This window comes from Bacteroides sp. HF-4919, from assembly GCF_018860125.1.
This window is the reverse complement of the sequence record NZ_JAHKNF010000001.1, coordinates 351,801-372,887: the sequence shown is the minus strand read 5'-3', so window position 1 is coordinate 372,887 and position 21,087 is coordinate 351,801. Positions and strand designations below refer to the sequence as shown.

20 protein-coding genes and 2 pseudogenes are annotated in these 21,087 nt (G+C 38.9%); 14 read left to right on the top strand and 8 right to left on the bottom strand.

Annotation, left to right across the window (positions count from 1 at the left end):
• Positions 1-4: 4 nt before the first annotated feature.
• The 10 genes from gnd to KO473_RS01570 all read left to right on the top strand — a co-directional run bounded on the left by gnd (position 5) and on the right by KO473_RS01570 (position 9,557).
• On the top strand, positions 5-1,480 hold the full coding sequence (gene gnd, locus KO473_RS01615) for a decarboxylating NADP(+)-dependent phosphogluconate dehydrogenase (RefSeq protein WP_005819718.1): 1,476 nt from the start codon (positions 5-7) through the stop codon (positions 1,478-1,480).
• Positions 1,481-1,494: 14 nt separating this feature from the next.
• Positions 1,495-2,991 (top strand): glucose-6-phosphate dehydrogenase, encoded by a 1,497-nt coding sequence (gene zwf, locus KO473_RS01610; RefSeq protein ID WP_005819720.1) that lies wholly within the window; start codon positions 1,495-1,497, stop codon positions 2,989-2,991.
• On the top strand, positions 2,988-3,704 hold the full coding sequence (gene pgl, locus KO473_RS01605; protein WP_005776655.1) for a 6-phosphogluconolactonase: 717 nt from the start codon (positions 2,988-2,990) through the stop codon (positions 3,702-3,704). The genes zwf and pgl overlap by 4 nt, the downstream gene beginning before the upstream one ends.
• Positions 3,705-4,059: 355 nt before the next feature.
• On the top strand, positions 4,060-4,284 hold the full coding sequence (locus tag KO473_RS01600; protein WP_005776656.1) for a hypothetical protein: 225 nt from the start codon (positions 4,060-4,062) through the stop codon (positions 4,282-4,284).
• A gap of 243 nt (positions 4,285-4,527) precedes the next feature.
• Positions 4,528-4,842, top strand: a complete 315-nt coding sequence (locus KO473_RS01595) for a hypothetical protein (protein WP_005776657.1) — start codon at positions 4,528-4,530, stop codon at positions 4,840-4,842.
• A 246-nt stretch (positions 4,843-5,088) separates the two neighbouring features.
• Positions 5,089-5,256 (top strand): hypothetical protein, encoded by a 168-nt coding sequence (locus KO473_RS01590; RefSeq protein ID WP_005776659.1) that lies wholly within the window; start codon positions 5,089-5,091, stop codon positions 5,254-5,256.
• 2 nt (positions 5,257-5,258) lie between these two features.
• A complete protein-coding gene (locus KO473_RS01585; protein ID WP_005776660.1) occupies positions 5,259-5,867 on the top strand; it encodes a hypothetical protein in 609 nt (202 codons plus the stop codon).
• Between the two features lie 71 nt (positions 5,868-5,938).
• Positions 5,939-6,436: a hypothetical protein gene (locus KO473_RS01580; RefSeq protein WP_005819724.1), complete on the top strand. Its 498-nt coding sequence runs from the start codon at positions 5,939-5,941 to the stop codon at positions 6,434-6,436.
• Positions 6,437-6,634: 198 nt separating this feature from the next.
• Positions 6,635-8,698: a sugar-binding protein gene (locus tag KO473_RS01575; protein ID WP_216035074.1), complete on the top strand. Its 2,064-nt coding sequence runs from the start codon at positions 6,635-6,637 to the stop codon at positions 8,696-8,698.
• Positions 8,699-8,747: 49 nt separating this feature from the next.
• The gene (locus KO473_RS01570) at positions 8,748-9,557 is read left to right on the top strand and encodes an RNA methyltransferase (protein ID WP_005819728.1); all 810 of its coding nucleotides are present in this window, start codon (positions 8,748-8,750) and stop codon (positions 9,555-9,557) included.
• 105 nt (positions 9,558-9,662) lie between these two features.
• Here the strand turns inward: KO473_RS01570 and uraH are convergent, their stop codons facing one another.
• The 4 genes from uraH to KO473_RS01550 form a co-directional block, all read right to left on the bottom strand.
• The gene (uraH, locus tag KO473_RS01565; protein WP_005819729.1) at positions 9,663-10,085 is read right to left on the bottom strand and encodes a hydroxyisourate hydrolase; all 423 of its coding nucleotides are present in this window, start codon (positions 10,083-10,085) and stop codon (positions 9,663-9,665) included.
• A gap of 46 nt (positions 10,086-10,131) precedes the next feature.
• Positions 10,132-10,266: a hypothetical protein gene (locus tag KO473_RS01560; protein WP_005819730.1), complete on the bottom strand. Its 135-nt coding sequence runs from the start codon at positions 10,264-10,266 to the stop codon at positions 10,132-10,134.
• A 228-nt stretch (positions 10,267-10,494) separates the two neighbouring features.
• Positions 10,495-12,168, bottom strand: coding sequence for a S41 family peptidase (locus KO473_RS01555; RefSeq protein WP_005819731.1), 1,674 nt, complete (start codon positions 12,166-12,168; stop codon positions 10,495-10,497).
• A gap of 11 nt (positions 12,169-12,179) precedes the next feature.
• Positions 12,180-12,914: an outer membrane beta-barrel protein gene (locus tag KO473_RS01550; RefSeq protein ID WP_050503203.1), complete on the bottom strand. Its 735-nt coding sequence runs from the start codon at positions 12,912-12,914 to the stop codon at positions 12,180-12,182.
• A gap of 630 nt (positions 12,915-13,544) precedes the next feature.
• Here KO473_RS01550 and KO473_RS01545 point away from each other — a divergent pair.
• Positions 13,545-14,474, top strand: a complete 930-nt coding sequence (locus tag KO473_RS01545) for a hypothetical protein (RefSeq protein WP_022012967.1) — start codon at positions 13,545-13,547, stop codon at positions 14,472-14,474.
• A 404-nt stretch (positions 14,475-14,878) separates the two neighbouring features.
• Positions 14,879-15,208 (top strand): hypothetical protein, encoded by a 330-nt coding sequence (locus KO473_RS01540; RefSeq protein WP_005808813.1) that lies wholly within the window; start codon positions 14,879-14,881, stop codon positions 15,206-15,208.
• 432 nt (positions 15,209-15,640) lie between these two features.
• Here KO473_RS01540 and KO473_RS01535 read toward each other — a convergent pair whose 3' ends face one another.
• A complete protein-coding gene (locus KO473_RS01535; protein ID WP_101604304.1) occupies positions 15,641-15,871 on the bottom strand; it encodes a hypothetical protein in 231 nt (76 codons plus the stop codon).
• Between the two features lie 544 nt (positions 15,872-16,415).
• Here KO473_RS01535 and KO473_RS01530 point away from each other — a divergent pair.
• On the top strand, positions 16,416-17,651 hold the full coding sequence (locus KO473_RS01530) for a hypothetical protein (RefSeq protein WP_122130538.1): 1,236 nt from the start codon (positions 16,416-16,418) through the stop codon (positions 17,649-17,651).
• A gap of 402 nt (positions 17,652-18,053) precedes the next feature.
• Here KO473_RS01530 and KO473_RS23750 read toward each other — a convergent pair.
• Positions 18,054-18,636, bottom strand: a pseudogene (locus tag KO473_RS23750) (SOS mutagenesis and repair protein UmuC); the annotation flags it as partial.
• A gap of 11 nt (positions 18,637-18,647) precedes the next feature.
• A complete protein-coding gene (locus tag KO473_RS01520; protein WP_181996046.1) occupies positions 18,648-19,088 on the bottom strand; it encodes a LexA family transcriptional regulator in 441 nt (146 codons plus the stop codon).
• Positions 19,089-19,399: 311 nt separating this feature from the next.
• On the opposite strand from KO473_RS01520, the gene KO473_RS01515 reads away from it, so the two are divergent.
• Positions 19,400-19,648 carry a hypothetical protein gene (locus KO473_RS01515; protein WP_101603046.1) on the top strand — a complete coding sequence of 83 codons (249 nt, stop codon included), beginning with the start codon at positions 19,400-19,402 and terminating at the stop codon, positions 19,646-19,648.
• A 440-nt stretch (positions 19,649-20,088) separates the two neighbouring features.
• Here the strand turns inward: KO473_RS01515 and KO473_RS01510 are convergent.
• Positions 20,089-21,029 (bottom strand): annotated as a pseudogene (locus KO473_RS01510) (tyrosine-type recombinase/integrase); the annotation flags it as partial.
• Between the last annotated feature and the right edge of the window lie 58 nt (positions 21,030-21,087).

Sequence of the window (21,087 nt, the reverse complement as noted above, 5' to 3'; positions counted from 1 at the left end):
AATTATGGCAACTCAGAATAAAACAGATATAGGCCTGATTGGTTTAGCTGTGATGGGAGAAAATTTAGCTCTGAACATGGAAAGCAGAGGTTGGAGCGTATCGGTGTATAATCGTACGGTGCCGGGTGTGGAAGAAGGAGTGGTGGAACGTTTCATCAATGGAAGGGCTAAAGGCAAGCATATAGAGGGCTTCACGGATATAGAGGCTTTTGTAGAATCGATCGCTTTGCCTCGTAAGATAATGATGATGGTGCGCGCCGGTAGCCCCGTAGATGAGCTGATGGAGCAACTTTTCCCGTATCTTTCTCCGGGTGATATATTGATTGACGGTGGTAACTCAAATTATGAAGATACAAACCGCAGAGTGAAACTGGCAGAGTCGAAAGGCTTTCTGTTCGTCGGTGCCGGTGTGTCGGGTGGAGAAGAGGGAGCCTTGAATGGAGCTTCTATCATGCCGGGCGGTTCGGAAAAAGCATGGGAGGAGGTAAAGCCCATCTTGCAGAGCATTGCAGCCAAAGCTCCCGATGGCAGTCCGTGCTGTCAGTGGGTGGGGCCTGCCGGATCGGGACACTTTGTGAAGATGATCCATAACGGGATAGAGTATGGTGATATGCAGTTGATTGCTGAAGCTTATTGGGTGATGAAAGAACTGCTGGATATGACTAATGAAGAGATGGCATCTGTGTTCACCCGTTGGAATGAAGGTAAGTTGCGGAGTTATCTGATAGAAATCACAGGCAATATACTTCGTCATAAAGATAAGACAGGGACCTATCTGATTGATAAGATTCTGGATGCTGCCGGTCAGAAGGGGACAGGTAAATGGTCGGTGATCAACGCTATGGAATTAGGTATGCCATTAGGATTGATAGCTACGGCCGTTTTTGAACGTAGCTTGTCGGCTCAGAAGGAACTGCGTGAAACCGCCGCCCGACAGTATCAATCTAAACATTCGATGGCTGTATATAATAAACAAGATACGGAAAAAGAGATTTTCGCGGCATTGTATGCTTCGAAACTGGTTTCGTATGCTCAAGGGTTTGCGGTATTGCAGCGCGCTTCCGATGCGTTTGGATGGAGCCTCGATCTGGCTTCGATTGCACGGATGTGGAGAGGTGGTTGTATTATTCGCAGTGTTTTCCTGAATGATATTGCTGCGGCATTTGAGGCAAAAGAAAAGCCTAAACATCTGCTGCTGGCTCCTTATTTTGAAGAAGAGATCAAAGGGCTGTTGTCCGGGTGGAAGAATCTGGTGGCACAGGCCATGCGTGAGGAACTGCCTGTTCCGGCTTTCTCTTCGGCTTTGAATTATTTCTATTCGTTGGTGTCTGCTGATCTTCCGGCTAATCTGGTGCAGGCACAGCGCGATTATTTCGGTGCTCATACATTCGAGCGAAAAGATGAGTTACGAGGAGTCTTTTTCCATGAAAACTGGACTGGGCACGGAGGAGATACAAAGTCGGGTACGTATAATGTATAAGCAGAAAAAGAAATATGAGTAAATTTGTAATGACTATCTTTGGTGCTTCGGGTGACTTGACGAAGCGTAAGTTGATGCCGGCATTGTATTCGTTGTATGTAGCCAAGCGTCTTCCGGAAGAATTTGAAATTCTCGGGGTGGGACGTACGGTTTATGAAGATGCGGACTATCGGACTTACATTTATAGTGAGATGGAGAAATTTGTGAAGTCGGAAGAGCAGAATAAGGAGAAGATGGACGCTTTCGTTGGACATCTTCACTATCTGGCAATAGACCCGGCATTGGAAAGCGGATACGGACAACTTCGGCTGCGAATTGAAGAACTGAGTGGGGACAGCCGGCCGGACGATTTGTTGTTTTACCTGGCTACACCTCCATCATTGTATGGCGTGATTCCGTTGCATCTGAAATCAGTACATCTGAATGAAGGTCGTGCGCGGATTATTGTTGAAAAGCCTTTTGGGTATGATCTGGAGTCGGCCGAGAAACTGAATCGAATTTATGCTTCCGTATTTGATGAACATCAGATTTACCGAATCGATCATTTCTTAGGTAAAGAAACTGCTCAGAATTTGTTGGCTTTTCGTTTTGCCAATGGTATTTTCGAACCTTTATGGAACCGTAACTATATAGATTATGTGGAAGTAACCGCCGTGGAAAATCTCGGAATCGAGCAACGCGGCGGTTTTTATGATACCACGGGTGCTCTTCGGGATATGGTGCAGAATCATCTGATCCAGTTGGTGGCACTTACTGCCATGGAGCCTCCCGCTGTGTTCAATGCAGATAACTTCCGTAATGAAGTGGTGAAAGTATACGAGTCTCTGACTCCTTTGACTGAAACGGATCTGAACGAACACATTGTCCGGGGACAATATACAGCCGGAGGAAACAAAAGAGGGTACCGGGAAGAGAAGAATATAGCACCGGACTCGCGCACCGAAACTTATATCGCCATGAAACTGGGGATCAGTAACTGGAGGTGGAGCGGAGTGCCTTTCTATATCCGGACAGGCAAACAAATGCCGACGAAAGTGACGGAGATTGTCGTACACTTCCGTGAAACTCCGCATCAGATGTTCCATTGTGCGGGTGGTAATTGTCCGAGGGCAAATAAACTGATTCTTCGCTTGCAGCCCAATGAAGGTATTGTATTGAAATTTGGTATGAAAGTGCCGGGACCGGGATTTGAGGTCAAACAGGTTACAATGGATTTCAGTTATGATCAGTTGGGAGGGGTACCCGGAGGAGATGCTTATGCCCGCCTGATAGAAGACTGTATTCTGGGTGATCAGACCCTCTTTACACGAAGTGATGCCGTAGAAGCATCCTGGCATTTCTTTGACCCTATTTTGCGTTATTGGAATGAACATCCCGAGGCACCGCTATACGGCTATCCGGCAGGAACTTGGGGACCTTTGGAAAGTGAAGCTATGATGCATGAACATGGTGCCGACTGGACCAATCCATGCAAGAATTTAACAAACACAGATCAATACTGCGAATTATGAAACCCTATATTTTCCCTTCGTCCATAGAGACGGCACGCGCACTGATATTACATTTGGTGAAACTGATGTTAGATGAACCGGACAGAACCTTCTGCATTGCATTCAGTGGCGGAAGCACTCCGGCACTGATGTTTGATTTATGGGCGAATGAATATACGGATATCACTCCTTGGGAACGATTGAAAGTGTTTTGGGTCGACGAGCGTTGTGTGCCTCCTGAGAATTCGGATAGTAATTATGGGATGATGAGGTCGTTGCTGCTGAGTATCGTACCTATTCCGTACGAGAATGTGTTTCGTATCCAGGGAGAGAATAATCCAAAGAAAGAGGCTGCCCGCTATTCGAAACTGGTAATGAAGGAGGTGCCGGTGAAGAACGGTTTTCCGGTGTTCGATGTAGTATTGTTGGGAGCAGGTAATGACGGGCATACATCGTCTATTTTTCCGGGGCAGGAAGAACTGCTTTCGACAGATCATATATATGAGGCGAATTTTAATCCGAATAACGGGCAAAAGAGGATAGCTCTGACAGGAATGCCGATTTTGAATGCGCGTAGAATCATCTTCCTGATAACGGGAAGAGTGAAGGGACCGGTTGTAGAAGACATCTTTTATTCGGGAGATACGGGTCCGGCTGCTTACATAGCCCATCATGCTGACAATGTGGAGCTGTTCATGGATAACGCGGCGGCGGAAAAGATTATCCGCAGATAAAAAACAAAAACCGTCCGACCTTCACAGGCCGGACGGTTTTTGTTCTATTTTTGAATACGTTATTTACATACAACAATTAAACAGTATGATAATTAAAATAACAACTCAACAAAATGGAATCCGGGAGAATCACTTCGGCCGGATTGGCTTATCTCACTTAAATGTGACTTACGTAATAATTATGACTAATTAATGTATGGCAAAGATAGGTGGTTTTTTGCTTTGGGGCAATCACTCGATTTAGGTATTGTGAAGAGGGTTATCACTATAAGTAGGGATTGAGCCGGCCGGAAAGGAGGAGTGTGTTTTGTTTTATGCTCTTTAAGTTGTAAATTTGCGGAAAAACAAGAGTAATATGGAATATAAGTTTGACGAACAGAGTGTGAAAGAATTAATGGAATGGGCGCAAGCTGCACAGCTGCCTCAAGAGCTGGAACTGAGTAAGGCAGAGCGTATTTTTGATGTGAAGCTTTGTGTGGAATCTGATTTATCCTGTATCAGAGCTCACTATCCGGATGCTTTTTACAATCCTGCTATTACTCGCCTGTATCGTATCAAGGAGAAGCTGGAGGAGAAGTGACTTCCGGATATGAGTAAGTGACTTAAAAGTATGTAATCAATTTGCGATTCTGTGGAATTTTTCCACAATAAATGTGGAATACTCCTTTATATTCCACTATTCCAATGAAAGCTGTTTTTATATAATTACTTGAAAATGAGTTGTCGATCTGGATTGGCATATGTCTGGCATGTGTATTGCATTATAATATTCAGATGTTTAGTTATAGTTAGTAGATCTAGAACAATTAAGTTTTCAAGAATTATGAAAAAGGTATTAGTAGCATTGGTAATAGTAATGGGATTGGGATTTTCAGTAGTAAAAGCAGATGAACCTCTAAAGAAAAAATCTGCGAAAGTGGAACAGAGGGACTCACGGGAAGATTTTACGCCAATCGAGGTTAATAATCTTCCTGAGGCAGTGATTGATGAGTTATCCTGTGAGGGAGCACTGATTAAAGAGGCTTTTATAGCCTATAGTCGTTCGGAAGGTAAACTCTACAAAGTGATTATATTATCGAGCGATTTTCATGAACAGGCAGTGTTCTTGAATGAAAGAGGGAATATACTGAATAGATAGTTTCCCAATTTTTGAAGAAAGCACACAACTGAATTTATGTTAAGCCTCGGTTCGAAAGAACCGGGGCTATTTTTTTGTTCAGGAGAAATGATTCTGTATTTGAGAGGTAAATAGAATGGTTTGAAATTTATAATTGTTTCCGCCTTTTCTCTTTCATACTTTTGTACTGTAAGCTTACAAGAGACAGGAGATTTATAGGCGGATTCTGAAAAGCCTGATAGAAAGAGTAAGAGTAAAAAGGGTATTATGATGAAAATCAATGGTAAGTTAGTAGGGAATTTTTTGACAGAAGGTATGATTACGGCGCTACCTGATTGGTTTGTTGTATTAGGTAAGTGTGGTAGCAATGGAAAAAATCAAAGAATGGTAGAAGCGCTTTCAATAGATGATGAATTGAATGCATATTGGGGTTGAATATGGGAATTCGATATATAAACTATCAGGATCGCTTAGAAAATGCTTATTGCGGCGGGTATGCTTTGGCGGCCATGATTAATTTGTTCGATTCGTCACTGACTCCGGATAAACCGTATGGTAAAAGTATTTATGATCAGATTCAGGCCATACAGCGTGCAACTCTCGATAAGAACAGGAAATGTTTTATTGATAGGATAACTCGATATTTGCATGATCGGAATATTGAAGGTACATACTCTCTGCCTTCCTCGGTCTCTATGTATGCAAAAAATATGGGATTGAATCCGAGAGTCAGTTATAATGAGTCAAAGTTGAAAGAGAATCTGGTATCCGTAATAAATAATATAGGTTTAGAACAATTTAATGTTGATGATTTGATAGGGGAAGAGATATCTCTGATAGTCTCTTCGGGAATACCAGTTGTTGAAAATGTTACTAATTTTTCTATCATGAACTCTCTGGCATTGGTGGAAGGGGGAATGCATTGGATTGCTATTGGCGATATAAAAGTCGCGAGTGGAGAAAATATGTATTACGATCCTGAATCAGTGGGAAAACCTCCTTATGAATATTCTGGCTTAAACATTGTGTTGAATCCTTTTCAGTGATTTTGCCGTGTTTTATAGGCGGATTCCGAAAAGCCTTGAATAGAGTAGGAAAAGCTTAAGGGTATTATAATATGAAAGTATGTATGTCGTCTAAAAAGAGAAACAATGGTTCTGTTGCTAAAATTCAAGGTCATTACTACAATAATAATGATGACTCTTGTTTTCAGGAAATAAAGGAAATGGCCCCAATTTCTATTAAAGCTTGTAAGGGGAATCAGTTGCTTATTACGCTTACCGTTTTGGATACTTGGTGTGAGAAAGCCGGTGACGGAGCATGGTTTGCTATTAAAGTTAATAATAAAATTGTAGCACGGGGATTGTATTCTGTGGCAATGGATGGACAACGTGTTCCCATTACTTTACAGGCAATGGTTGATGTCACTTCGTTGGAAGAAGATATTACGATCAGAGCTATGTGGTGTAATTGTGAGGGAACTTCCGGCAGAGCTTGCTGCATAGGAGAATTCTCAGAATCAATACTTACTGTGTTAGTGAATGACTGGAACGTAGTTAATTCAAAATTAGAAGAAATGACTAAGAATTTATCTAAAATTCCAGGTCTGAAATAAGGCGGACAACGATAAGTCATGGATTATACGGGCAGTGAATTAATGGCGGCATTTGTTCACTGCCCGTTTTGTCGGATTTATCAAAAAAGTAAATAAAAAAGTCATATCTACTTTATGGAAGTTATAATTATGGGTGGTATTATTTACGGGTTTCAGAATAATTCATATCTTTGAAGCTGTAACTAAAACTAATCAATAATGAAGCAAATACATTTAGATTGCCTGGCAGTGAAGCTGTTTCTCTTTTTTTCTCTTTTTAGTTTGCCGTCCGGGGCACAGAGCATTTTTCAGAAATACGATCGTTTCCTGACGGAACCTCGTTCATACGTGTGTTATTGTGTGGACGGTAAACTGAAAATAGATGGTAAACTGGATGAAGTTTCATGGCAGAAGGCAAAATCGACAGCTCCGTTTGTAGATATCAGTGGCGAAGGATTCCCTACGCCCAAATATGAAACTACAGCTAAGATGTTGTGGGATGATGAATATTTGTATGTCGGGGCAATTTTACAGGAAGACGACATCAAGGCACGTCTTACTCAGCGGGATACCATTATTTACTATGATAATGATTTTGAGGTTTTTATAGATCCTGATTGGGATGGACACAACTATTTTGAAATAGAGACCAATGCCCGGGGTGTTATATTCGATTTGATGCTGGACAAACCTTATCGGTCGGGAGGCAACTTTATGGTGCAATGGGATTGTCCGGGATTAAAGTTGGCTATTCATCGTGAAGGTACGTTGAATAAATCGAAAGACAAAGATAAATATTGGAGTGTGGAGATGGCTATTCCTCATAAGGCATTGACTATGAATTTTAACAACCCGTTGAAAGCAGGCAATTGCTGGCGAATTAACTTCTCACGGGTACAGTGGTTGAAAGCCGGGGGGCCTGAAGAAAATTGGGTTTGGACACCTACGGGAAAGGTGGATATGCACATGCCGGATCGTTGGGGATATTTGTTTTTCGCTGACGAGGCAGTAGGAGCGCCCGAACGTACTGTTGCGCTACCGTATGATACTGCTGTGTATAAACTGCTTTGGGCTATGTTCTATGCACAGCAGGAGAGATATGCAAAAGAGAAAAACTATTTACGTACGGAAAAAGATTTTTTCCTGACGGACGCGGAGTTGAAAGGACTCCCGCAGGGTGCGCAAATCTCAGTTGACGCTACCCGGAATACATACCAGATAGCTATTACTGTTCCGGGTGAAAACAAGCGTTACGTTATTAATAATGAAGGACGTTTCTGGACAGAGAAGATTGCTCCGCGAAAGGTGAAGAACTGGGTATGGACACGTATAAATAAGAATAAAAGTGAAGCAGATTACCGTCAGTGGTTTGCTTTGCTTAAGGAGTGCGGAATCAGTGGGGTGATGTTTGAAGGGTATGATGAAAATCTATATCGCATGTGTAAAGAAGCCGGTCTTGAGGCCCATTTCTGGAAATGGACAATGAATCGTGCGGAACTGCTGAACGTGCATCCCGATTGGTTTGCGGTGAACCGCAAGGGGGAATCTACGCATGATAAACCTGCTTATGTGGATTATTACCGTTTTCTCTGTCCTAACCATGAAGGAGTGGCGCAATACCTGGCGGATGATTATGTGAAAATAGCTCATTTGCCTTATGTAGATGGGGTACATCTGGATTATGTTCGTTTTCCGGATGTGGTTCTGCCTGTCAGTTTGTGGAAAAATTATGGCATAGAGCAGACGAGTGAACATCCTGAATATGATTATTGCTATTGTGAGGTTTGTCGTGCCAAGTTTAAGGCGCAGACGGGACGTGATCCGTTGGAATTGAAGTATCCGATGGAAGATCAGTCATGGATCAATTTTCGTTTGGATGCCATTACCCGTGTTGTAGACCGGATTACTGAAGCGGTGAAAGCTGACGGAAAAGCAATTTCTGCCGCAGTATTCCCGGGACCTTCTATGGCCAAGAAGATGGTACGTCAGGATTGGGGAAATTGGACACTGGATGCTTATTTCCCGATGATCTATAACGGCTTTTATTACGAAGGGCCGGAGTGGATCGGACGTTCGGTTCAAGAGAGTGTGAAGACGGTTGACGGACGTGCGAAAGTGTATGCAGGATTGATGTTTCCTGATATAAAAAATGATTTTGAGAAAGCATTGGATGAGGCGTTTGATAATGGTGCGTCCGGTGTCTCTTTCTTTGACGGACCATCGGACGAATATCTTCATAAATTTAAAGCTTATCTGGATAAGAAGGGATTAAAAACGGAATAAAGCCTGTGAAATATGAATGCTTTAATCAAATGTTATAAAGGATAACAATATGCCTATTATCGAAATATCATCCTTGTCCCATCCCGGAGTAGAGATATTCAGTACCCTTACCGAAGCTCAGTTGCGTAATCGCCTCGAGCCTGAAAAGGGGTTGTTTATAGCGGAAAGTCCCAAAGTCATTAAAGTGGCTTTGGATGCAGGCTATGAACCTTTAGCAATTTTGTGTGAGCAAAAACATATCACGGGGGATGCTGCGAATATCATTGAACGCTGTGGTGATATACCCGTCTATACAGGTGACAGAGAACTGCTTGCTACGCTGACCGGATACGTTTTGACACGTGGTGTACTTTGTGCCATGCGTCTTCCGGTTCTGCGAAGTATGGAGGAAGTATGCCGGAGAGCCAGGCGCATCGTGATCATAGACGGGGTGGTGGATACTACCAATATCGGTGCCATCTTCCGTTCGGCGGCCGCTCTCGGAATAGATGCGGTATTACTAACCCGCAACTCTTGTAGTCCATTAAACCGACGTGCGATCCGAGTGTCTATGGGGGCGGTCTTCCTTGTACCATGGACTTGGCTGGATGGTCCTCTCAGTGATCTGGCTCGGTGGGGCTTCCGTACGGTTGCCATGGCGCTTACGGATAATTCTATTTCCATCGATGATCCTGTGCTGACAACCGAACCCAAGTTGGCTATTGTGATGGGTACCGAGGGAGACGGGCTCTCGCATGAGAGGATTGCCGAAGCGGACTATGTCGTTCGCATCCCTATGTCACATGGGGTCGATTCGCTCAATGTGGCTGCTGCGTCTGCCATCGCTTTCTGGCAACTTCGTGCTGAGAAAGAGTATTAGTGAATACAAAGAGTAATGTATAATGTAGAAGAACAGAAATGAAAGATAACGAGTAAGGCAGCCTCATAAAGCTGCCTTACTTTATAAATTGTAATAAGGAATATATTAATTCCCTCTGTATGTAGAATACCCGTTGGCTGACATAGTAATCGGAATATGATAATGCTTTTTGCCTTCAATTCTAAATATAACTTCGACAAACGGATAGATTGATTTTAAGCCTTGTTTCAGGAAATAAGGCTCTGTATAAAATTTAAGCATATATATACCTGTATTATCCTCTATGCCTGGTAAAAAATTGGAGATTCTTCCATTTACATCAGTCTTGCCGGTTGCAATCTGTTTCCATTGGCTTGGAGTGGAAGGATTTAATTTATAGAGGGTGATGTCAACTCCTTGTGCCGGTTCTCCTTTACTAATATCAAGTATGTGTGTACTTAGCTGATGGCTTTCTGTTTGGGCATAGATAGAGAAGGGCAGGAGGAATAAAATAATAATTACCGAGAATTTCTTGATTAGTTGCGTCATATCTGTTTTCGTTATTATGATTATATAATTAACAAATAAATTGAATTTATGTTTGGTTTGGATCAAAGATGGATCTCCATACCGACTTACCCTCTTTAACCGATAACCATACCAGATATCCGCCACCAATTTCACAAATGCCGGCAAGTATGAAGACTAAAATAGTTCTTAATATAAGCATATATTCATTTTTTTATTATTGGGTCACAAATATAGTTTAAAAAGAGAAGGATGAAATCAACTGGATTCGATTTACATTCTCAAATTTGCTATGCCGGGAGGGATGCCGCTTGATATCCCGTCAATGATTGTACACTGAATACAGGGCACATCATGACCGGAACATCAATGCGGCAATTAATTTTTAGTCGATTCCCGGCTCTCTCCGGTCTTAATCGTAAAAGGGCTGTTAATTGTTGGTTAATATTTCTACAGCCTGTTTTAACGTGCGATCAATATGGGTATAAGGTGAAAGGGCCATTTCATAAATTTCTTCTTCGGTTAGTGGTTCCATTAGGAAGTCCGGTTTAATTCCGATTCCTTCTATTACAGTATGAGTTGCATCCTGCATTGCAAGTAAAGGCATATAAAACTCTAAGTAATCACCGACTTTACCTCTCAGCCCTCCGTTAAACTGATCCGAATCTCCTAATCCGGCAGTTGCACCGGCACTATAATGTCCTACGACAGTGACATGTTTCCCCTGGCTTTTTAGCATTAGGGTACTGATTTCAGACATACTTGCACTGTTCTTGTCTAAGAGAATAACTACCGGTATTTCTTTTTTTATCCCAATGTCTGTTGGCTTTGTCATGCAGGGTGTCCATGGGGTATAACTGAATGGATTATTGTCTTCTTTGAACCTCTGGTAGCCAAAGATGGCGTCTTTGGTGATAAAGCGATCTGTAAATGTTCTTGCATCAAGAACCATACCACCACCGTTTCCTCTAAGATCCAGTATTATCTTTTTTATATCCCCGTTTTTGAGGGGTACCAGGAAATTCTTATAGAAATCTATCTTATATTGATTGTTGATAACATTATCTATATCCGAGAGAAAAACTGTATACTCACATGCTAATTGTAAATGCTCGGTCGAGCGTTGTTTAAACCACTTGGTATAATTCGGATTTAGTTTAAACTCTTCCAGGCCGCTTAGCTGTAATAGCTCTAAATTTATATTGGGTGCATTCTTTTTGGCTTTGAGTAATGCGTCGACAAAACTCTCGTCTATAGTTTCAGATTGCTTAAAGTTCTCTATTTTTTTTATTGCATCTTGCGCGATCTCGGACATCATAAAAGAGTTAAACTTATCTATATATTCTATAGACTTCTCAATCAGGACACTTTTTACAGCAGGGTCTTTTATTTTCGCTTCAATGGTATCTCTTATCTCTTTTCCTGTTAAATAATACGGGCTTTTATCATCTATAACCAAGTATTCATCACCAAAAGAAACTATATAATCATTACTTATTGTAAACGACTTAAAACCGAAATAGTATATGTCGGGATTGTCTGATAAGAAGCCACCTAACATATCATTTTTATGTCCGAATACTCCTGTGTCAGGTTGTATCTTAGGTTTCATATATTCATACTTTAGATCAAAAGGATAAGCATATATCTTGTCTTTACTCTTCATTCCACCATAAAAAATGGTGCTTTTGAAATAACTATGTGACACGGGAAGTGCTATTTTTACATAGAAATGCCGGTCTATGATAGGATCAATGATTTCTGTAAAGTATTCTATTGCTTTGTTACAATCATCTGATATTTCAGCTTTGGTATACTGTTTATCCCTGTTAAACGTTTTTAATTCTTTGAACTTTGGAGTATATTCTTTATATATCGCTTCCCAGTTCAAACTACTCTGCTCGTAAAAATAATTATATTTCTGGTTCATTGTATTCCAAAACACATCGAACAGGTCAGAATATGATTTTATATCACTTGCTGTATACCGTGTTGGTTCTTTGGTTGATTCTGTAACGTCTTCAACGCAACTTCCTGAAATAAAGAGCACAAGAAATAAAAGAAAGAAGTGACGTAATGTCCAATTATATTTTTTAGTTTTCATAATCTATAGTTTTAGAATTTATAGGCGACGCCCAATGATATTATGTTTGAGATTCTTCTCGATTTACGATTCGAAGAAGTTTTTGCTTTGTATATGTCGGTTAGACCATACTGATAGGTATATGAAGCAAAAACATCGATCTTCTTAAAAGAATAACCGATTTCTCCTGTGCCCTCTATCCCGAACAGGTTTCTTTTCAAGTTATTTTCATTTCTCTTGAAATCATACGTTTCATTCACTTGAGCTCTGATATAGGAACCGTCTTTCTGTAATTGTGCAAAGATCGGGTATTCTCCTTTCCGGTGCATTCTTGTAAAGTATTCATAGTAAACACCGCCTTGAATTTTGAGCCATACACCATTCTCTTTATAAGGGTTATTGAAAATATATAACCCTACATTCAGCGGTACATTCATAAAGTTGTTTTTATACAGTGTATGTGTTCCCGTAATATTATCCGTCTTTTTATATTCATAGTTTCTTTGTATGAATCCCAGACCTGTTCCCACAATAAAGTCTTTAAAGAAGTTATATTCAAGATTTACACCGGTTGCAACCCCTGTTTGGGTATTGTAACGTGTATTGACCAGATTGGAAACGTCGCTACTTAAAATACTCTTGGAGATACCGACATCCAAACTAACTTTTAATTTCTGTGCTTTTACAGATGAAGGAATTGTTATAATTCCTAACAGAATGAAAATTGCTACTTGTTTTTTCATAAAATTAATGTTTAAATTAAACAAAGAACCAAACGGATGTTGTGGTTCGAATAAGTAAATTATAGTGGATTAAATTAGGTATAATACGAACAGGTATCGACTGTGTATTAATGCTGTCACGAGAAACGTGCAACGGAACTGTATCATCAATGGGATTTTATGCTACTCAGATCCATAGCATGCTCAATCATATTCAGGTATCTTATGATTGAAATATCACTTGGCGAATTCTTCTTGTGGAAAGAATTCGCCTACATCTGATTATCTCTATAAACTTTAAATTTCTTCATATATATTCAGGTTTTGATTAAAATAGGTACTTCTATATTTTACAAAACTATTATTCTATGCCGGAAAACAAACACATTTCATTGCTTTTTTTTTAAATTTATATGAAAAATACCACAAATATGTTAGATGATATTGGTAATATTACCTTTCCGGTATCCATCTGACTGATGCTATTTTGTTTTTTTTTCTTCGATTTAAAAGAAATCTCCCGGTTTTCGGAAGGCCAATATGCTCATCAGAAATTCATAATTGTTCCCGCCCTTTTTATCCCATATTTTTGTATCGTAAGCTTGCAGAAATAGTTAAAACGTATAGGCGGGTTTCGAAAAGCCTTTGATAGAGTAGAACAATATTTTTAGGGTTATGAATGAAAAGATGGACACAGCAGGTTTCAATATAGGAAATATTGCGGGTAACGGAAAAGCGGGCAACCTGCTTAATGTGAAAGGTATGAAGAGAGGAAATTGGAGTTATTTCTTTTCACCAATGGTGAGATTTGAGGAGAATGGTCAGAATTTTCTTTTTTCTCATAGTGCTGATGGAAATAAGATTAAGTTGTCATCTCTGACGTCAGAGGGAGAAGGTCAGGTTTTTATCGATGATAAATGGCATTGGTATTATAATTCTCAGGTTCCGTTTGTTGAGAATGGAAAAAATTACATATTCTGTTATAGTAACAGAGGAAATCGGTGGTTTATTTCTGAGTTATCTACTAAATGGGATGGACAGAAAGAAATAAAAAATGGCCAGGGATTCGGCAAAGACTATGATGTTATGATCCCCTTTAATGAAAACGGTAAAAATTATATTTTTGCTCATAGCAGTTCGGATAAGAGTTGGTTTATGACTGAGTTGTCCACTAATTGGGATGGAAAGAACAGAATTAAAGAAGGGCGTTGGGCACGTTTTTACAAGGTTTTGATACCTTTTGTCGAAAATGGGCGTAGTTATTTGTTTGCGCATAGTGCACAAGACAATCGATGGTTTGTTTCTGAGTTATCTACAAAATGGAACGGTCAATCAGAATTGAGATGTGGCAATTGGGCACGCTATTACCCAAGTGTGACTGCATTTGTGCATTTGGGCAAACCTATTGCATATTTCCACAGCGAGAAAGATAGACGTTGGTTTATGTGGGAACTTTCTACAGATAGAAAAACAGACAAAGATTTAAATAATGGAAATCTTGATTCGTTTTATGATACGGTTACTTCGTTCAAAGAGAATCAAGCATGTTATATACTTGCACAAAGCAGCAAAACCAAGGAGTTCTTTATTTGTCCGGTACTTTAGTTGATGTGCTTTAAATGTTATGGGCGGGTTCTGAAAAGTGATCACAGGGTAGGAAGAAATATCCGAGGTAGTATGGAAATATATTGCTTGAGTAGTAAATCGGTAACCCTGGCACCTAAAGTAACTATCTCCAATATTGTGTAAACGGAAAACTACGCGATTCTCCTCGTTGTTTCTCTTATAATCGTGTAAGGCTCCGGATCGAAAGATTCGGAGCTTATTGTGTATTTATTCCCCAAAGTGTGTGTCTATTCCCCATTTATTTCCCAATCTTTTTTTTATTATATTGAATGTAACTTGCTGTTTTATAGATGCTTTGTGGCCTGTTAGTATTCTGGCATGTCCTTTGTCTTTTATTTGGCATAAGAGTTAGTTTTAATTATTCATACTAAAAAATTACGATTATGAAAAAGGTATTAGTAGCATTAGCAATGATTATGGGATTAGGCACTTCAGTAGCATTTGCCGGCGTATCGGGTGACACTTTAGCAGTAGAACAAACTTTGCAAACTCCTCAGGACGAATTTACAAAAGTTGCCGCAAAGGAACTTCCTACTCCTGTCATCAATGCATTGGCCAAAGACTATGAAGGTGCTTCTATAAAGGAGGCTTTCGTTTCGGAAAGAGAAGCCGGTAAGGTATATAAAGTGATTGTGACTGTAACCAAGGAAGATCAATCTACAGAAGATATCACTGTTCTTTTGAATGAGAAAGGTGAGATTGTGAAGGAATAGTGAGTTTTTCAACTTAATTTCTACTTTTATGGCCCTGGTTCTTAGGAATCGGGGCTTTCTCATTTAAGAGAAATCTCCCCGTTTCCAGAAGGTTAATCTGCTTATTTAAGATTTATAATTGTTCCCGGTTTCCTTCTCATATATCTTTCTTAGATAAAAATAGTCTTTGATTCGTTTTTATTAGTCAATAAGAATATGTAATGTTTATATACGAGGATAAGAAAAATGCTTGATTTTTCTCTTTTCGGATGGACTCTTCAAAGAGTTCTATTCTTACGGTCTGATAGACAACTTTGTTAATGATCGTATCTATTTAAGTTTCCGACAGCCCGTTCTATACCCTGACGATTAACCACTTCCATCGGATTATGGCAATGGCAGAAGAAATATCAACCTTCTGTCGGTTCTTCTTCAAATTTGGTGGTAAATTCTTTATTTCTTTATTTTCAAGTTGATAATTGTCCTTTTTGCTTGCTTTAATAAGAAAAAATAGACACCGGCTGAATAAGATAACTCAAGTTTCGGAAGTGAATTTGCGCCGTCTGAACCGGTATCTTCATCCTTATACCTTTCTTCAATTAACATTGTTAACGCCTTTTGCAGGTTGTCAGATTCTTGTGCGCAAATAACGAGTCTTTTGCATTTAAAGAACTTGTTATTCACATCCAAAGAACAAGCTTTAACTCTGTGTTAAAACAAAGCTTTTGAAGATAGAAATCATACTTTTTAAAGATATTCATTTTCAGATGGTTTATCCTAAAATTCGCTTTTTCACCTCGCGGATGGACTCTTCGGGGGAAAGCCGGAATACTTGCTTTTTTGTCAACTATAAACGAGGGCTTACACTTCCGAAAACTGAATTAGATTCCATGAGTAAAAGAAAACTTACCACCTAATTTGAAGAAGAACCCTTCTGTCTATTGAAATCAGTATGAGATGTTACAGAAGAGCCTATTTCATGTCCTGATGCTTTGGAAATAGCTTCTTTACGTATATCTGACCTCGCTACTATATTGTTTCATTGTATCTTATTTAAGATTGTAGATAAAATTATTTATTTTTTATCTTTTATCTTTTTTATTTAACGTCTTTTGGTTTAGTATGATCTTCATTTCAAATGTTTTTATGGTATAAAGGACGTGAATTTTTTAGAATATTCGGATCCCGGAAACAGATCTTTAATTATTTATTTAAAAAACAATTGAGTATGAAAATTATTTTAAATTTCTCTAAGTGTATTATGATCCTTTCATTGCTTAGTCTGACATGTACTGTTCTTTCTTGTGATGAAATGGACATTGATCAAGGGCCTCCAATCTCTTCTACCCGTAATTTGATGATTAGTTTCAAAATCGATACAATTACGTATAGTCAAATTCCGGCCGAACACGCTCGAAGAATACTGTCTCTTGACGAGTCTACTTCAGTTGTAACTGATAAGAGTAAACGTTCTTTTAGAGTTAATGAATTATTCCAAATTAGAAAAGCAAGCGATCAATTGCTTTCAATTACTAGTTACTCCGCTAAGACGGTCTATAATCTCACACTTGAGGCCTATGTGGAAGGTGGCTCCCAGTATATTCCTATTGCCTATTTAGACTCTATACCGGGATTTTCACAGTTTGAATTTAAGCCTTCGTTAATAAATGGGAATTTCATATATAAAAATGGAGACGGTATAGATACATTATCTCTTTCAAGCCTGAACGAGAAACAAATGAAATTTCGTTTACTCAGTGATGACAAGCATTTTAAAATGCTTTCTAAAATAGATGCACAGTGGGGTGTTTCCTTTTCAAATTATGATTGGAAGCCAGGTTATGAAAACGGTTCGTGGCGCGAGTTAAGGGCTATCTATGCCCGTGAGTGGGTTGTTATCATCACCAACTATGCCTATATGATGACTACACCCGAGTATTCTTTTATAATGAGAAATTTTAGTAAAGTATTTGGGGGTGAACTTTATGATAATAATCGTGTTAAATTCACACCGGAAAAGTATTTGTCAGAAGAAAAACGTTTTAAACAGTCACATAACTTTGTTTGTGGACGATCTAAACCGTCTGTTGGAGGTTTAGGCGGAGGAAGTGTATGGGGGGTAAGTCACTGGAATTATTATGGTCATTATGCCTCTTTTAGCGGCTGGGAGTCAATTACACATGAATTCATGCACTGTATGGGATATGGGCATTCTAGTAATATGACTTATTCTTCAGGGGGAGTAGGATGGACTGAGTTTATGTGGCAACTACATACCTATTTGAGAGGTAATAATTTGCTGCCATATACAGATCGAGATCTATTAGGCTTTCATAAACCTGAAAATGCGAAATATCGTGATGGTGGAATAGACCCTGATAAACTAAATGATAATAAAATTTTGCAGTTTTATAATAAAAGCAAAGTTACAAAGTATTTTTTAGCTAATCCATTAACTAAATAAGTAATAACCATGAATAACAATTAAAGGTCTGTTTCCAATTATTATTCATTTATTTAACCCTTATTGGTTTTATTAACAGATAAATAGAAAACTACAGAACTCTTCTCGTAGTTTTCTATTCTCTTTTAGGCTACTTTCGATCTTTTTCATAATCCTACAAGTTTTTCGAATAAGGTCTGTCCATTTGTATGTTCTCTGACATTTGACCGGTTGAGAATATTTATCTGGACCCTTTTTCTGTTTAAGAGGGGATACTATCATCAGTTTAGATAATATAGCTTTAGTTCAATGGGGGCGCTGATGTAATATATCTGTCTTTATAATAAATCAGCGTTAATCCTATTTCGTGTATATTAAGAGATTAATTTCTTTTTGTATTTTGAGTTGAGTACGGTTTTTAATATGGGTAGCGATTGCTTCCGATATTGTATCAATATCCTCTACCATCTTGTCGAATGGCCGACTTGTGCATATCTGTTTTTTGTTCGGTGCTTAAGTTTCTATATCAATACAGGAAATGCCTAAAAGTTCTTTCTCCGACTGCAGTGATGCTTTTACGCACTTAAGATCCGGGCAATTTGGTAAAGTCATAGGCTGTTTTGACCCCTTGTTTTTCTAACTTGGCAACTTGCCGGCGACCGATCCCCCATATATCACCAATTTCAGTAAGCTGCAGGGCCTTGATGCACTTTTCTTCTGTGCCAATGATACATAAGCGTACTTGTTCTGCCAGTATGGACATCACGCGTCAGGACATGTCGGCATATAGCGTATAGTTCGATGAAAAGACGGATATACCATATTTCTGAATATCATCTTTAATCTGATAGATATGCCGGAATCCCCATTTTTATTCCCTGTGCTTTCGCTTCGTTACTTCTGGCAATAACACATCCGTCGTTATTACTTAAAACAACGATAGGCTTACATTTAAAGCCGGATTGAACATTCTCTCGCAACTTGCGTAGAAGTTATTGTAGTCCATTAGTCCAAATATTATCTTTTTCTCCTGTTCTTTTTTATTGTATAGGTCACTATTCCCCAGACGATAAATTCATTCTCCTTTGTTACTTTAATCAAGGAGTATTTCGGATTCGCCGGTATTAACCAGACGGCATTAGGTTCAATTCGTACCCGCTTTACAGTAAAATTTCCATCAATAAAACACACGGCAAGGTCGTCATCCTGTAATTCCAGTGATTTGTCGATGACCAGAATGTCTCCTTCTTCTATGCCTTCATTCCGCATCGAATCGCCTACTACACGTCCAAAGAATGTATCGGCAGGATGTTTGATTAGCTCTTTGTTCAGATCTATGGCTTGCTCCATATAGTCTTGAGCCGGTGACGGGAAACCAGCCCGTATACCTTCATCTGCGTATGGGATCGGCAAACTGCTGGATACGTCAATCTTATGTATTTCAAGTTTTCTTTTCATCATTCTATTTCATTTGAGTTGTACCTTAACAAAGCATTGCGGCATTTGATTTGTCGACTTAGATATTTGAGGTGTTTTCTTTATAAATTGTTTTTAGGCTTGGTAAATTTGATTCGTTGAGTTTTTAAGGTAAGATGTTCAAAAAAAATCTTCCTATCAGTGAAAGATCAATCAACCTATCTAAAATTTATAATTGTTCTTGGTCCTCTATCCCTATATCTTTGCAATGTAAGCTTACAGAGATAGTTAATTTATAGGCGGGTTCCGAAAAGCCGAAAAGAGAGTAGGAAGAATTTGAAACAAATATTATTATGCCTGATTTTAATTTAATTGTAGGAGGAAATCCACTTCCTTGTGATCTTGTGCAAGAAACTGATGACTGTTGCGTCATTCTTCAAATGACTAATTCAAACGATTTTAATGCTGTTCAAGCTGCTGTTAATCCCCATGCTGATTTAATTCGCAGAGCAGATGATGTAGTTGATAGAGAGGTGACTATTCCTGGAGTGACTCTTAATGATGAAGTGTTTAGAATAAAATGTAAAGCCGTTATCAAATAAAATATTGACTACGAGTAGAAAATGAAAAACTGCAGGATTCTGGTTTTATACTTGAATCCTGTTTTATTTCTTTGCCTATCATTGTAGATGTATATCCACTTTTATTAGTAGATATTTTATGGCATTAAATCAGATGTACCGCGTTCGCGATCATTATCCTGATCCGTTTTACGCCTCGGCGATTAATCGGCTGTATCAGATTAGAACGATGACAGAAGAAGAATAGAGGCATCGCTAAAAACAATGCCTTATACAGTTCTCCACGCTCAATAACATATACTCAACTACACTGTAAAGGTTGTATATAATGTATTACTGATTAATTAGAAATAAGTTCGGTACCGGCATAAAAAAAGTGAGGGGAACCACCCCCTCACTAAAGTCAAACCAAAATAATTCGAATTATGTCCGTATTATCTTGATTCTGCAAATATACAGTATTATTTTAGATTATCTAATATTTCCCTAATAGCTTTGTCTGCGTGTTTTTTCATGATTGTAACGTAATTGAAGATCGGTCTGTCTTCTTTCATTGATTGTCCGATGCAGTACTCTAAAGTACTGAGTGGGATACCAAGATCAAATCCATGCTGGACGAAACTTTTTCGTGCTGAATATAATGTGAAGTCATGTTTGATATCGGCAATTTTTTTAGCGTATCCAGTTTCCGTGTAAGTGTATTATAGCATGATACATAGGTTTTGTACTTTCCGAACACTATTCGCCCGGTATTCTTATTCATGTATTTTTTGATGATAGGTCTGGCTTCCTCCGGGATTGTGAATGATGTAATATGATCCCCGTCTTTTGTGTTTCTGGTCTTAGTTCTTATATAGTTTATTTCATCCGTACGGAAATCGTAAGCGAGCATATCAACGAGGTTCATACCTGCGAGATAGTATGTGAGCATGAAAATATTACGTACTACCGATTCGTTGTATTTTCTTGGCTCCATATCTCTGATCTTTTTTAGCTGTTCGACCGTGATATATGTATCTCTCTTCCGAGAAGATGGGATCTTAGCGGTAACGAAAGGATCTACTTTGTATTCTACATACCTCATTTTGATTGCGTAGTTGATTATGACCTTTAAAAGAGTTGTGTAGATATTGATAGTTGTTCCTGACAGTTTTTCTCTTTTCAAACTATTGAGATAGTTATTGATCCGGACTGGAGTTATATGTTCCATTAGAGAGCTTGGTCCAGTAAACTGTAGAAAACGATTTGCTGCTAACTTGTAGAGCTTGTATGTTTTTGTCTGGTCTTCCTCGTCTATTTGTGATAAGAACTCTTCAACTATATCTTCAAATTTGCGGTTACGTTCGCCGGTAATAGGTTTGGTGATCATTTTGATCAATTGTGTGCAAGTTAACGTATTGGGTTTTTGTCGGCACTATAGTTATGAATAGATTAGCCATAATTTCTTTGTAATTAGATTA

Excerpts from the sequence above, each read along its gene's own strand:
- KO473_RS01545 (WP_022012967.1), top strand. The coding sequence starts at position 13,545 with ATGAATGAAAAGATGGACACAGCAGGTTTCAATATAGGAAATATTGCG.
- KO473_RS01520 (WP_181996046.1), bottom strand. The coding sequence starts at position 19,088 with ATGAAAAGAAAACTTGAAATACATAAGATTGACGTATCCAGCAGTTTG.
- KO473_RS01540 (WP_005808813.1), top strand. The coding sequence starts at position 14,879 with ATGAAAAAGGTATTAGTAGCATTAGCAATGATTATGGGATTAGGCACT.
- KO473_RS01560 (WP_005819730.1), bottom strand. The coding sequence starts at position 10,266 with ATGCTTATATTAAGAACTATTTTAGTCTTCATACTTGCCGGCATTTGT.
- zwf (WP_005819720.1), top strand. The coding sequence starts at position 1,495 with ATGAGTAAATTTGTAATGACTATCTTTGGTGCTTCGGGTGACTTGACG.
- KO473_RS01555 (WP_005819731.1), bottom strand. The coding sequence starts at position 12,168 with ATGAAAACTAAAAAATATAATTGGACATTACGTCACTTCTTTCTTTTA.
- KO473_RS01575 (WP_216035074.1), top strand. The coding sequence starts at position 6,635 with ATGAAGCAAATACATTTAGATTGCCTGGCAGTGAAGCTGTTTCTCTTT.
- KO473_RS01590 (WP_005776659.1), top strand. The coding sequence starts at position 5,089 with ATGATGAAAATCAATGGTAAGTTAGTAGGGAATTTTTTGACAGAAGGT.
- pgl (WP_005776655.1), top strand. The coding sequence starts at position 2,988 with ATGAAACCCTATATTTTCCCTTCGTCCATAGAGACGGCACGCGCACTG.
- uraH (WP_005819729.1), bottom strand. The coding sequence starts at position 10,085 with ATGACGCAACTAATCAAGAAATTCTCGGTAATTATTATTTTATTCCTC.
- KO473_RS01580 (WP_005819724.1), top strand. The coding sequence starts at position 5,939 with ATGAAAGTATGTATGTCGTCTAAAAAGAGAAACAATGGTTCTGTTGCT.
- KO473_RS01595 (WP_005776657.1), top strand. The coding sequence starts at position 4,528 with ATGAAAAAGGTATTAGTAGCATTGGTAATAGTAATGGGATTGGGATTT.
- KO473_RS01570 (WP_005819728.1), top strand. The coding sequence starts at position 8,748 with ATGCCTATTATCGAAATATCATCCTTGTCCCATCCCGGAGTAGAGATA.
- KO473_RS01600 (WP_005776656.1), top strand. The coding sequence starts at position 4,060 with ATGGAATATAAGTTTGACGAACAGAGTGTGAAAGAATTAATGGAATGG.
- KO473_RS01530 (WP_122130538.1), top strand. The coding sequence starts at position 16,416 with ATGAAAATTATTTTAAATTTCTCTAAGTGTATTATGATCCTTTCATTG.
- KO473_RS01515 (WP_101603046.1), top strand. The coding sequence starts at position 19,400 with ATGCCTGATTTTAATTTAATTGTAGGAGGAAATCCACTTCCTTGTGAT.
- KO473_RS01585 (WP_005776660.1), top strand. The coding sequence starts at position 5,259 with ATGGGAATTCGATATATAAACTATCAGGATCGCTTAGAAAATGCTTAT.
- gnd (WP_005819718.1), top strand. The coding sequence starts at position 5 with ATGGCAACTCAGAATAAAACAGATATAGGCCTGATTGGTTTAGCTGTG.